This window comes from Cognatiyoonia sediminum (assembly GCF_900129845.1).
Lineage (GTDB): Bacteria > Pseudomonadota > Alphaproteobacteria > Rhodobacterales > Rhodobacteraceae > Cognatiyoonia > Cognatiyoonia sediminum.
This window is the reverse complement of the sequence record NZ_FQXB01000001.1, coordinates 1,267,295-1,279,042: the sequence shown is the minus strand read 5'-3', so window position 1 is coordinate 1,279,042 and position 11,748 is coordinate 1,267,295. Positions and strand designations below refer to the sequence as shown.

The following is an 11,748-nucleotide window of genomic DNA, read 5'->3' as shown; positions in this document are numbered from 1 at the left end:
GTGATGCTGAACAGCGTGACAGATGAGTTTGAGGCGCAACTGCGCGCAATACTCCCTGAGGGCGCCTTCAAGTCCGACACCGACGGATATTTCACAGAATCCCGAGGTCGTTGGACGGGTCAGGGCCTTGTGGTCGCACCGTCCTCTACGCAAGAAGTGTCAGCCGTCGTCAAAGCCTGCAACGATGCAAAAGTCGGCGTGGTTCCCTACGGCGGCGGCACCGGTCTTGTTGGTGGGCAAATCCTGCAAGACGGAGCGAAACCAGTGGTTTTGTCTTTGGAACGGATGATCAAAGTGCGCGACGTGTACCCGACCGAGGATACGATGGTTGTAGAGGCCGGCGCAATCCTCGCGAGTATCCAAGATGAGGCCGAGCGGATCGGACGGCTGTTTCCGTTGTCTCTGGCCTCCGAAGGGTCGGCGCGTATTGGCGGACTGCTTTCGACCAACGCTGGCGGCTTGAATGTCCTGCGCTATGGAAATGCTCGCGCCCAATGTCTTGGGTTGGAGGTGGTTCTGGCGGATGGCACTGTTTGGAACGGCTTATCGCGTCTTCACAAAGATAACACTGGCTACGACCTGCGCGACTTGATGATCGGAGCGGAAGGAACGCTGGGGGTCATCACCGCAGCGGCTTTAAAGCTGTCACCGCGTCCCGCTTCCGTTGGGTCTGCCATGATTGCGGTAAAGGGTCCTGCCGCGGCATTGGCTCTGCTAGCTTTGGCAAAGGAGCGTTTGGCCGAAGGGATTTCCGCGTTTGAATTGATGCACCGGCAAGGGTTTGATTTCCTCGATGAAGTGGGCCCCGAATATCATGCGCCCTTGGCCGAGACACCAGAATGGACCGTGTTGATTGATGTTGGTTTGCCAAGTGGCCTGCAAGCAGACGAAGCCTTGGTCGACTTATTTGAAGCAGCGCTTGAAGCCGATTTGGTAACTGACGGCGTCATTGCCCAATCAGAAGCGCAGCGAGAGGCGTTCTGGTTCATTCGAGAGAATATCCCCGAAGCCAATCGGCGGATCGGGTCTATCAGCTCGCATGATATTTCGATCCCGCTGAGTGTCGTCCCAGAGTTTATCAAGATCGGCCCCGAGCAGCTTGAAAAGATTGGTGAGTTTCGGATCAATTGCTTTGGGCATCTTGGAGATGGCAATCTTCATTACAATGTGTTCCCGCCGAAGGGGTTGTCGCGCGCTGACTTCTCGAGCGAACGCGATCAGATCAAAGAAGCGGTGCACGATCTTGCGCATGAATTTAGCGGATCGGTCAGCGCGGAACATGGGGTAGGACGGCTGAAGGTCGGCGATCTGGAGCGCTATTCCGATCCTGCAAAACTAACCATGATGCGAGCGATCAAAGGGGCGCTTGATCCCAACGGAATCATGAACCCCGGTGCGGTCTTGCGCTAATCCATACGTTGCGGCTTAAGCCCCTTCGAACTCACAAAGGATGTGGACGTTCATACCCATGTCTTCGAGTTTCTTGCGACCGCCAAGTTCTGGCAAATCGATGATAAAGGCGCAGCCCATCACCGATGCACCTATACGCTCGATAAGTTTGATCCCAGCTTCAGCGGTCCCACCGGTGGCAAGAAGGTCATCGACAAGAAGGACGCGTTCACCCGGTTGAAGCGCGTCGTCGTGGACTTCCATAATCGCTTCGCCGTATTCCAGTTGATAGTCTTGCTCGATAGTCTTGCCGGGCAATTTGCCTTTTTTGCGGATTGGAACAAAGCCGAGCGAGAGTTGGTGCGCAATAGCTCCGCCAAGGATAAACCCTCGCGCTTCAAGCCCCACTACGCGGTCAATTGGCTGTCCGGCATAGGGGTGCAAAAGTTGGTCGATTGCCATGCGGAACCCACGCGGGTCAGCAAATAGGGTTGTCACATCGCGGAACATGATCCCTTCGTGTGGAAAGTCAGGGATCGTGCGGATGTAGTCTTTGACAGTTTTCATCTAAGTATTTCCGAATGTTAGAGGACGCGTCCAGCGACCGCATCAAGTTTGGCGACCAAAGCAGTGTCACGTTTTTCAGGTGCGGTCATGACCGCGTATTCGAGGGCGCGGTCGCAGCCGTGAGGGCAAAGGTCACGCTCTGACCCAAGCAGTTCAGGGAGCCGCGTGACCATGTCGCGGGCTTTTGTGCCGTTGTCTTGCAGCGTTTTGATTACATCGCTGACGTCGACCGCCCCATGATCAGGGTGCCAACTGTCATAGTCGGTGATCATGGCGACCGAGGCGTAGCAAAGCTCTGCCTCGCGGGCGAGTTTAGCTTCGGGCATATTTGTCATGCCTATGACGTCACAGTTCCAGACATCGCGGTAAAGGTTGCTCTCTGCCTGTGATGAGAATTGTGGACCTTCCATAGCAAGGTAGGTGCCGCCTTTGTGGACGGTGACGCCAGCATCCTTCGCAGCGGTTTCGCAGACGTCAGAGAGGCGCGGGCAGGTGGGGTGTGCGACGCTCACATGCGCCACACAGCCGGTTCCGAAGAACGATTTTTCGCGGGCAAAAGTTCGGTCAATGAATTGATCCACAATGACAAAATCACCCGGAGCCATTTCCTCGCGAAACGATCCACATGCGCTGACGCTGATCACATCGGTCACGCCGATACGTTTCAGAGCGTCGATATTGGCGCGATACGGAACGGTTGTCGGGGAGTGCACATGGCCGCGCCCGTGGCGGGGTAAGAACACCATCGGGATACCATTCAAAACACCTGAGAGAACCGCATCTGAGGGCGCGCCCCAAAGGCTATCGATCTCAATCCATTCCGCATCCTGAAGGCCATCAATTTCGTAGAGGCCGGAGCCGCCGATTATCCCAATTTTTGTTTGCATCGATCACCCCTACTAAGCCTTGCCAATGTTGCCCAGCCGCTGACCCGACGCAACAGTTTTGCTTTGGACGTGACATCTTTAGATTCCTCCTATAAAGCGCGCGGACGAGCTTCCTCCCAAAAGGCCTAAAAGATGAGCACTTCTATTCTGGCGCGCTTCGCCGACAGTTTGGCTATTGCCGATCCGAACACTCCGATCACTTCCACAAGGATTCGGACAGAGGTTTTGTCAGGGCTTACCGTGGCCTTAGCCTTGGTGCCCGAAGCTGTCGCTTTCGCTTTTGTGGCTGGGGTTCATCCGCTGGTTGGCCTCTATGCAGCGTTCATGGTGGGGTTGATTACGGCGGTGATTGGCGGACGGCCGGGCATGATCTCTGGCGCGACGGGTGCTTTGGCGGTTGTGATGGTCAGTTTGGTGGCTGTTCACGGGGTCGAATACCTCTTTGCGACCGTGATCCTGATGGGATTGATCCAAATCTTTGTGGGCATCATGCGATGGGGGAAGTTTATCCGCTTGGTGCCGCATCCGGTTATGCTTGGCTTTGTGAACGGGTTGGCGATCGTAATTTTCTTGGCGCAATTGGGCCAATTCCAAGTGCCAGGAACGGCTGAATCTGGTGGTCACGGCATTCCGCACGGCGAATGGTTGTCTGGCATGCCGTTGATTTTGATGCTCTGCCTTGTGGCGCTGACTATGGCGATCATCTGGGTATGGCCGCGCATCACAAATGTCATTCCCGCACCACTAGCCGGCATCGGTATCGTGGCCGGTATCGTGATTGCCTTTGGCCTCGACGTGCCGCGAGTGGGTGATCTTGCCTCTATCGAAGGTGGTTTGCCGCAGTTCCATAATCCATTTGGAACGGGCGAAGGTCTTTATGGTACTCCGCTTGCCCCTTTCACGCTTGAGACGTTCTGGATCATCCTCCCCTACGCTTTGATCCTATCGGCGATTGGGTTGATTGAAAGCCTTCTGACACTGAACCTAGTGGGCGAAATGACGAACCAGCGTGGTGGCGCATCTCAAGAATGTATTGCCCAAGGTTTCGCGAATACGGCCACGGGTTTCTTTGCCGGCATGGGCGGTTGTGCGATGATCGGACAGTCCATGATCAACGTGAAATCCGGTGGTCGTACTCGAATTGCTGGGATTGCGGCAGCTTTGTTTCTGTTGGCGTTCATCATGTTCGCAAGCGGATTGATCGAGCAGATCCCACTGGCTGCACTCGTCGGCGTTATGTTCATGGTGGTGATCGGTACATTTGCCTGGAATTCACTGCGAATTCTGCGGAAGGTCCCGCATATGGACGCCTTTGTGATCATCCTTGTTACCGTTGTGACGGTGGCAACGGATCTAGCTACGGCGGTGGTCGTTGGTGTGGTCGTCTCCGCCTTGGCCTACAGCTGGAACAACGCAAAACGCATTTATGCTGAAACGCATGAGACGCCTGAAGGCGCAAAGGTCTATCACATTCAGGGGCCGCTTTTCTTTGGGTCCGCTGAGGGGTTTGCTGAATTGTTTCAAATCAAGGATGATCCGTCTCTGGTGATCATCGATTTCCAAAACAGCCGCGTGGTTGATCAATCGGCGCTGCAGGCGATCGAGGCGATTGCGGGCAAGTATGAGGCCGCAGGAAAGCGCATCCAACTGCGTCACCTGAGCCATGATTGTCACCAGCTGTTAACCCGCGCCGGTCACCTCATCGTCGATAGTGATGACGATCCCGATTATGAAGTTGCGGTCGATTATGGTGTCCGGACCGGGATCATCGGAGGACACTAAGCGTCAGCCATCGCCGGGGCGGCTCAGGCTGAACAAATCTTGGACCTTTGTGTAGTCGCGATAACCAAGGCGGGCGAGGGGATGGAACTTGGTGACATCGAACTTGCCGTCAACAAGGCAGTCGTCGCGTAAGTGAACGCCGACGACTTCACCAAACACCACTCTATTCGCTTCACCAGGCAAAGTGGTGATCTGCGTCAACTTGCATTCTAGCACCGCCGGCGCGCCATCCACATAAGAGCAGCCAATTTCAGAGCAGGCAGCCTTTGTAAGGCTGGCCTTTTCGAATTCATCGATATCCTTTTCCCAAGGGCCAGAGGTCATGTTCATGGCGTTGGCCATTTCGAAAGAGACGATGTTTACCGCGAATTCGCCCGTTTCAGTGATGTTTGCGACGGTGTCCTTTGTCCCGTCGCGATCGGGCTTTGCGCTTGTCGAGGCGAACATCACTTGAGGCGGTTCATATGCGACCGCGTTAAAGAAGGAATAGGGCGCCAAATTTTCCGAACCATCAGCACCGCGTGTTGAGATCCAGCCAATTGGCCTTGGTGTCACAACAGCGTTGAATGGGTTATGCGGCAAGCCGTGTCCGTCTTCTGGGCGATAGAACATTCGTCTTCTTTCTTTTTCGACTGGTCAGCACGTGCATAGCTTGCATAAATACGCGGGGCTACTCGAAAGACTGATGCAGGCGACAGAATATACACTTGCCACCGAAGTGGCTGACGATTGGTGGGAGGTCGAAGCGCTCTATGATCTGAGCTTTGCCCCGGGTCGATCGGCGCTGTCTTCCTATCGTTTGCGCGATGATGTCGATCCGATTCTAGAGCTTTGTTTGACCGCCCGCGATGGTGATGGTGTCTTGGCGGGGGCCGTCAGGAATTGGCCCGTTCGTGTTGGCGAACATCAAGCTGTTCTTTTGGGTCCCATTGCAGTTCACCCAACCAGGCAAGGGGAAGGCCTTGCCGCACTTTTGATGTGGCGTTGCATAGATTTGGCCCGCTCATTGGAATGGGAACGCATGTTTCTTGTCGGCGATGCGCCCTACTACGGGCGTTTCGGGTTTAAGAAGCTTGAGAATGTAGAAATGCCACCGCCAACCAACCCAGACCGTCTGTTGGCGCTCGATCTTGTTCCCGGCGCTTGGTCGGGTGTTTCTGGGACGGTCGAGCGCGCGATAGATTGAAATTCGCACCCTCTTGCATAGGTAAGACCCATGACAAGCGACGCATCCGACATGAAATTGGTCAACCCTGACCCACCCATTCCAAAGCTGTCTCAAGCTGCAGAAGAGGAAATATTGGCTCTCGCGCAGCGTCAGAAGAAGGCGGCTGGCATCCTTATGAAGGGGATCAATTTTGTCGGCGGTCAGGTTGAGGATACGCTCAAACTGCTGCCTGACGGAACCAAGGCGCAGGTTGATAAGGTCGCCAAGGATGCGCTCAGAACAAGCTATGATGTCGCAGCAAAGTCGAGAACCGGTCGTTGGGCCAAAGTCGCAAGGTCTGACCGAGCGCACAAACTCATGGCGACCGTCAGCGGTGCTGTTGGCGGCTTAGGTGGAATTCCGACTGCCGTTGCCGAAATTCCGCTCGCGACCACAATGATTTTCCGAGCCGTTCAAGGCGTTTCCATTCAATACGGTGAAGATCCCAATTCTGCCGAGACCCGATTGCAATGCCTTGCTGTCTTTGGCGCAGGTGGCCCCGGATCGGAAGATGACGGCGTCGACACCGCGTTTCTAAGCGCGCGTTTGGGGCTGACCGGTGCCGCGGTGAACACTCTGATCGGGAAAGTGGCCCCAAAGTTTGCGGCGATCCTATCTCAAAAACTCGCGTCGCAAGCCGTTCCCGTTTTGGGCGCAGCGGCAGGGGCGGGCACGAATTATGCGTTCACAGACTACTATGTAGAAGTTGCCCACGTTCACTTCGGATTGCGCAAGCTGGCCCGCACCTATGGAGAGGAGCAGGTGCTAGACGCGTTTCATACTGCTCTCGTCGTTGGCAGCATTCCCGTCAACCGGGCTTGATCAACAAGGTAGTCTGAAACTGCTCGGCGTACGGATTGAACGCCGCTTTCACGCGCGTCGTCGATGACCTGTTTGACTTCGGACAAATCAACTTGCCGGATCAGGTGTTTGACCGGTCCGATGGACGCGGGACGCATTGATAGCGTTCTAAAGCCAATCGCTGCAAAGCAGAGCGCCTCGACCGGTCGCCCCGCATCTTCGCCGCAGAATGAGACAGGCACACCATGTGCGTTGCAGCGGTTGACGACTTGTTCGAGGAACCCCAGGAAACTGACATTCAGCGTGTCGTAGCGTCTGCGAACGCGTTCATTTTCTCGATCCGCAGCATAAAAGAACTGTTTCAGGTCGTTGCCACCAACAGAGATGAAATCAACCTCTTCGTAGAAACTTTCAGGAGCGAACCCGAGAGAGGGCGTTTCAAGCATTGCGCCGACTTCGACGGAAGAGGGGAGAGCGTGCCCTAGTTTCTTTTCACGTGCGAGGACTTTGTCGAGCGCCGCTTTCGCTTCTCTAAATTCAGACCGAAGCGTGATGAAGGGAAACATCACCGTAAGCGGCCCACCGTCAGCGGCGCGAACGAGCGCTTGCAACTGCATCCGCAACACGCCTGGTTTGTCGAGCCCCACACGGATTGCGCGCCAACCCATGGCCGGATTCGGTTCATCGTTCGGCTTCATATAAGGCAGCACTTTGTCGGACCCGATATCCAAGGTTCGGAATGCCACGCGCTTTCCGTCAGCCGAGTCCAAGACGCGGCGGTAGAGCGCGGAGAGCTCGGCCCGTTGTGGCATTTTGTTCCGCACAAGGAACTGTAGTTCGGTTCTGAAGAGGCCCACGCCCTCGGCTCCAGAGCTTTCCAACGATGGAAGGTCGGCCATTAGGCCTGCGTTCATGTGCAAGCCGACAGTGACACCAGTCTTGTCTGTCGCCGCTTCGTCGCGGATGGAGGCATAGCGTTCTTGCGCGCGCGTCTGCATCGCCATCTTGTCGGCAAAGGCCGATTGCACTTGATCGTCGGGCCGCAGATGGATGATCCCTTGTTCGCCGTCCACAAGAATGCGGTCGCCGTTGAGCGCTTCTGTCGTGATCCCCTTTGCGTTGATGATAAGAGGGATGGCCCAAGCGCGCGCGACGATTGTCGCGTGGCTGCCGACCGAACCTTCTTCAAGGATAATTCCTTTCAGACCCTTCCCATAGTCCAGCAATTCACCGGGGCCGATGTTGCGTGCAATCAGAATGGGGCGATCCGGCATTTCGGCGCCGGTATCTGCCCCTTGGCCGGTGAGGATGCGTAAGAGCCTGTTGGACAGATCATCAAGGTCGTGCAGGCGCTCGATCATATAGGCATCGCCAGCCTCTCCAAGGCGCGTGCGCGCGAGCGATTGTTCTTTCTCGACGGCAGCTTCGGCAGACAGACCATTCCGAACGTCTGCCTCCATTCGCCGCATCCAACTGCGTGAGTTGGCGAACATGCGGTAAGCTTCAAAGACTTGCTTTTGTTCTTTGTCGGTCGTTTTCGTCCCTGACAGCATTTCATCGACAGTGAAGCGCAACTCCTCGACCGCGCTTGTCAAACGTTCAAGTTCCTGTTCGGGGTCTTCGGAGATTGGGTTGGTCACGACGACGCGTGGTTCGTGCAAATATACCTGTCCGTCGCTGACGCCTTCCTGCGCAACTGAGCCGCGGAACATGACCGAATTTTTGTGCAAGGCAGAGAGCGCAGCACCTTCACCGACGAATGCCCCAAGCTCTGTCATCTCTGCGAGCACCATCGCGACGACTTCGAGGGCGTAGACCTCGTCGATGGTGAATTCGCGAGCGTCCTTAGATTGGACAACAAGGACGCCAAGCGCGTCGCCCAACCGCTGAATCGGCACGCCACAGAACGATGAATACCGTTCCTCACCTGTTTCCGGCATATAGCGAAAGCCTTTGGCAGAAGGGGCGTCGGCGGTATTGATGACTTTCCGCGTCTTGGCGGCGCGACCGACAAGGCCCTCACCAAGCTTCAGACGCGTCTGGTGGACGGAGGCTTTCTCAAGCCCTTCTGTCGCACAGAGTTCCAGGGTTTCAGGGTCGCGGAAAAGGTAGATGGAACAGACTTCGGTCTGCATGGAGTCAGCGATTAGCGCCACAACATGGTCAAGGCGCTCCTGACCCGCGTTGTCCTCAGCCAGCGCAGCTTGCAGCCTTCGTAATAACTTGCGGCTTTCGCTCTCTGTCCTCTCCGCCATATCTTCCTCTTTTGCGTGAGGAATGCTCCCTCAAGCAGCACCATATGTGAGGAACACCTTGAAGGGGAGAGCAAATTTGTGGCGTTTGAGAAAGGACGTTATGCGACGTCGCTCATGCAAAGTTGCTCGAAAAGAGCGACCAGATATGGATGATCAATCGGCAACCCCATTTCGACGGAGAAATCAGCCAACGTCATGCCGTTGTAGGTCATTTCTTCCGTAAGTTCTGGTCCTAGAACCGTTGGCAAAAGGACTTGAATGTTGCTGCCTAGTAGAAATCCCATAAGGGCAAGCGCTGAATATGGCGAAGTCAGCAAGGGTGTTAGCAAAGCAAAACCACGACTTTTACCGCCATTGATGTCATCGTTGACGAGCGAATACGTATCGATGGAACTGGCTTTTTGATCCAGTCTGGCGTCGTTGGTGTTAAAGTTCAAAACTGCTTTGCCTTAGTTGTTTTCCATTATTTGCCAAAATTTTTAGGCGATAAAATGGAGACATTAAGAGCGCTTTGGTCAGATTTGAGAGAGTGCTAAGCCGCTTTTTCCAACTCAAACGCGTCGTGTAGGGCTTGCACGGCAAGTTCCATGTATTTGCGATCAATCAAGACCGAAATTTTGATCTCTGACGTGGTAATGACTTTGATGTTGATCCCTTCTGCATGAAGCGCCTCAAACATCTTGGCCGCGACACCGGCGTGGCTTCTCATACCAATACCCACCACTGACACCTTTGAGACCTCTTGGTCAGATACGAGATCGTGGAAATTGATCTCACCGGAACCCTTGGCCTCTTCCATCGCCTTTTCTGCGCGAAGCACTTGGTCCGTCGGGCAAGAGAAGGTCATATCTGTGCGACCTTCTTCGGAAATGTTCTGAACGATCATGTCGACGTTCACACCAGCTTCAGACAGCGGTCCAAAAATCGCGGCAGCGATGCCGGGGCGGTCCGCAACCGAAATAAGGGTCATCTTGGCTTCATCACGAGAGTAAGCCACACCGGCAACAACATTGGATTCCATAATTTCCTCCTCATCACAGACGAGCGTTCCGGCATCGTCGGATGGTTCTTCAAATGATGATAACACCCGCAGCCGAACCTTATACCGCATGGCGAGTTCGACTGATCGCGTTTGCAAAACCTTTGCGCCAAGGGATGCCAATTCCAGCATCTCTTCAAACGCGATCTTGTCGAGCTTGCGTGCTTTGGATGTGATCCTTGGATCAGTGGTATAGACGCCGTCGACGTCTGTGTAGATGTCACAACGTTCCGCGCCGAAAGCGGCTGCGAATGCAACCGCGGTGGTGTCTGATCCACCGCGACCAAGTGTTGTAATACGGCCTTCTGGGCTGATGCCTTGGAAACCCGCAACAACAGCCACACGCATACCTTCGGCGAACTTGGCTTCGATATTCTCTGTTGGGATCTCTTCGATCCGAGCCGATGAATGCGCGTCGGTTGTTTTTACGGGAACTTGCCAGCCCTGCCAGCTACGAGCCGGAATATCCATTTCCTGAAGGCGCAGCGCCATCAGGCCAGCGGTGACATTTTCGCCGGAGCTTACAACTCCATCATATTCGCGCGCATCGTAAAGCGGAGATGTCTCATTGACCCAGCCGACTAGCTCGTTCGTTTTGCCGGACATAGCCGAAACGATCACGATCACATTGTAGCCGTTCGCGACCTCTCGCGCCACGCGCTTGGACGCCCGCGCAATGCGATCAAGGTTGGCCACAGACGTGCCGCCGAATTTCATCACAAGCGTAGGCATTTAGGTCGTTCCGATTGCGTCTACTTAAAGTCCGCCACCCTTTAACGGCCCTTGCTGTGAAGGGCAATGGCAAGCACCAAAGCAGTCGTCAATTGGATCGTTTCGTTGGCACGAACGGCAAAGGCATAACCGGGACACCGTCCTCGATCAGCTTTTTCGCGTCCTTGGCGTTTGTCTCACCATAGATTGCACGCTCAGGCTTGTCGCCGTCATGCATCGCACGCGCTTCTTTGGCGAATTCCTTGCCCACATAGTCGGCATTGGCTTCAACCTCTTTGCGCATTTTCTCTAACGGATGAACGTCACCGGCCGCCAAGGGCGCAACGGCCATCGCCTTTTTGTTCAAAGACGGAGCCATGAGTTGTTTGCTTACCTTTGTCGTGCCGCACTCAGGACAGGTCACCATTCCCGCCTTCGACAATGTGTCGAACGCGTCGGCGGACTGGAACCAGCTTTCAAAACTGTGATCGTGTTCGCAAGAAAGGGTGTAGCGGATCAATGGATCATCCTAGTGAGGTGGTGGCGCTGCTTCTATCGTGACAGTAGCGCGGGGTCAAAGGTGCTGACAATCCGCCGCAGTTCCGGCTCCTGCAGCTTCTTGGCCGCCTTCTTGGGGCTTACCCATTTGCGTTTTCGCTCCTTTTGTTCCGGCCATTTATCGTGAATTTGGTCGACACTAACGGGATAGATCATGACCACAACCGGCGCGGGGTTTTCGCTGAGGGGTTTGACGTAGGAGTAAACACCAAGGCAACGATCAATTGCTTTACCAGTTACGCCAGCTTCTTCCCACGCTTCTTGTGCGGCTGCCTCCGCCGGTGTCTGCTTGTGCATTGGCCAGCCTTTCGGAAGAATCCAACGGCCAGAACGGCGGCTCGTCACCATGCAGATTTTCAGCTTCTCACCTTCATATCGGTAACACAGAGCTGCGAATTGCGTTCTGACATCAGTCTTACCGCCAACACGCAGTTTGATCGGCAGCTGGCCCCTTTTCTTAGTTTTTTGATCTTTAGATTTGGCTTGAGCCATCGAACATTCTACGTCCTGACAGGGGCGGTTCTTTATCGTTCCATGAGTGAGTTTTGGACA

The 11,748-nt window shown here is 54.9% G+C and carries 12 protein-coding genes; 4 read left to right on the top strand and 8 right to left on the bottom strand.

Annotation, left to right across the window (positions count from 1 at the left end; genetic code table 11):
* Positions 1-3 precede the first annotated feature (3 nt).
* Positions 4-1,410 carry an FAD-binding oxidoreductase gene (locus BUA85_RS06420; protein WP_207548134.1) on the top strand — a complete coding sequence of 469 codons (1,407 nt, stop codon included), beginning with the start codon at positions 4-6 and terminating at the stop codon, positions 1,408-1,410.
* A 15-nt stretch (positions 1,411-1,425) separates the two neighbouring features.
* Here BUA85_RS06420 and BUA85_RS06415 read toward each other — a convergent pair whose 3' ends face one another.
* Positions 1,426-1,956 (bottom strand): adenine phosphoribosyltransferase, encoded by a 531-nt coding sequence (locus BUA85_RS06415; RefSeq protein ID WP_072900003.1) that lies wholly within the window; start codon positions 1,954-1,956, stop codon positions 1,426-1,428.
* Positions 1,957-1,973: 17 nt separating this feature from the next.
* Positions 1,974-2,843 carry an S-methyl-5'-thioadenosine phosphorylase gene (locus BUA85_RS06410; RefSeq protein ID WP_072900002.1) on the bottom strand — a complete coding sequence of 290 codons (870 nt, stop codon included), beginning with the start codon at positions 2,841-2,843 and terminating at the stop codon, positions 1,974-1,976.
* 132 nt (positions 2,844-2,975) lie between these two features.
* Here BUA85_RS06410 and BUA85_RS06405 point away from each other — a divergent pair, with 132 nt between their 5' ends.
* Positions 2,976-4,625: a SulP family inorganic anion transporter gene (locus tag BUA85_RS06405; RefSeq protein WP_072900001.1), complete on the top strand. Its 1,650-nt coding sequence runs from the start codon at positions 2,976-2,978 to the stop codon at positions 4,623-4,625.
* Between the two features lie 3 nt (positions 4,626-4,628).
* On the opposite strand, the gene BUA85_RS06400 is transcribed toward BUA85_RS06405, so the two are convergent.
* Positions 4,629-5,237, bottom strand: a complete 609-nt coding sequence (locus BUA85_RS06400) for a flavin reductase family protein (RefSeq protein WP_072900000.1) — start codon at positions 5,235-5,237, stop codon at positions 4,629-4,631.
* 73 nt (positions 5,238-5,310) lie between these two features.
* Between BUA85_RS06400 and BUA85_RS06395 the strand changes: the two genes are divergently transcribed.
* Positions 5,311-5,811, top strand: coding sequence for a GNAT family N-acetyltransferase (locus BUA85_RS06395; protein WP_072899999.1), 501 nt, complete (start codon positions 5,311-5,313; stop codon positions 5,809-5,811).
* Between the two features lie 30 nt (positions 5,812-5,841).
* Entirely contained in the window at positions 5,842-6,654 is an 813-nt protein-coding gene (locus tag BUA85_RS06390) for an EcsC family protein (protein WP_072899998.1), read from the top strand.
* On the opposite strand, the gene ptsP is transcribed toward BUA85_RS06390, so the two are convergent.
* The 5 genes from ptsP to BUA85_RS06365 form a co-directional block, all read right to left on the bottom strand.
* Positions 6,609-8,888: a phosphoenolpyruvate--protein phosphotransferase gene (gene ptsP, locus BUA85_RS06385; protein ID WP_072899997.1), complete on the bottom strand. Its 2,280-nt coding sequence runs from the start codon at positions 8,886-8,888 to the stop codon at positions 6,609-6,611. The two genes, BUA85_RS06390 and ptsP, sit on opposite strands and share 46 nt — an antisense overlap.
* A 98-nt stretch (positions 8,889-8,986) precedes the next feature.
* Complete coding sequence (locus BUA85_RS06380) at positions 8,987-9,325, bottom strand: hypothetical protein (RefSeq protein WP_072899996.1); 339 nt, start codon at positions 9,323-9,325, stop codon at positions 8,987-8,989.
* Between the two features lie 95 nt (positions 9,326-9,420).
* Positions 9,421-10,659, bottom strand: coding sequence for an aspartate kinase (locus BUA85_RS06375; protein ID WP_072899995.1), 1,239 nt, complete (start codon positions 10,657-10,659; stop codon positions 9,421-9,423).
* Between the two features lie 88 nt (positions 10,660-10,747).
* On the bottom strand, positions 10,748-11,158 hold the full coding sequence (locus tag BUA85_RS06370; protein ID WP_072899994.1) for a DUF1178 family protein: 411 nt from the start codon (positions 11,156-11,158) through the stop codon (positions 10,748-10,750).
* A gap of 32 nt (positions 11,159-11,190) precedes the next feature.
* On the bottom strand, positions 11,191-11,688 hold the full coding sequence (locus tag BUA85_RS06365) for an NUDIX hydrolase (protein WP_072899993.1): 498 nt from the start codon (positions 11,686-11,688) through the stop codon (positions 11,191-11,193).
* Between the last annotated feature and the right edge of the window lie 60 nt (positions 11,689-11,748).

What these genes read in the sequence shown, in the direction of transcription:
- BUA85_RS06415 (WP_072900003.1), bottom strand. Translation starts at nt 1,956, where the DNA reads ATGAAAACTGTCAAAGACTACATCCGCACGATCCCTGACTTTCCACAC.
- BUA85_RS06400 (WP_072900000.1), bottom strand. Translation starts at nt 5,237, where the DNA reads ATGTTCTATCGCCCAGAAGACGGACACGGCTTGCCGCATAACCCATTC.
- BUA85_RS06410 (WP_072900002.1), bottom strand. Translation starts at nt 2,843, where the DNA reads ATGCAAACAAAAATTGGGATAATCGGCGGCTCCGGCCTCTACGAAATT.
- ptsP (WP_072899997.1), bottom strand. Translation starts at nt 8,888, where the DNA reads ATGGCGGAGAGGACAGAGAGCGAAAGCCGCAAGTTATTACGAAGGCTG.
- BUA85_RS06395 (WP_072899999.1), top strand. Translation starts at nt 5,311, where the DNA reads ATGCAGGCGACAGAATATACACTTGCCACCGAAGTGGCTGACGATTGG.
- BUA85_RS06390 (WP_072899998.1), top strand. Translation starts at nt 5,842, where the DNA reads ATGACAAGCGACGCATCCGACATGAAATTGGTCAACCCTGACCCACCC.
- BUA85_RS06420 (WP_207548134.1), top strand. Translation starts at nt 4, where the DNA reads ATGCTGAACAGCGTGACAGATGAGTTTGAGGCGCAACTGCGCGCAATA.
- BUA85_RS06405 (WP_072900001.1), top strand. Translation starts at nt 2,976, where the DNA reads ATGAGCACTTCTATTCTGGCGCGCTTCGCCGACAGTTTGGCTATTGCC.
- BUA85_RS06375 (WP_072899995.1), bottom strand. Translation starts at nt 10,659, where the DNA reads ATGCCTACGCTTGTGATGAAATTCGGCGGCACGTCTGTGGCCAACCTT.
- BUA85_RS06365 (WP_072899993.1), bottom strand. Translation starts at nt 11,688, where the DNA reads ATGGCTCAAGCCAAATCTAAAGATCAAAAAACTAAGAAAAGGGGCCAG.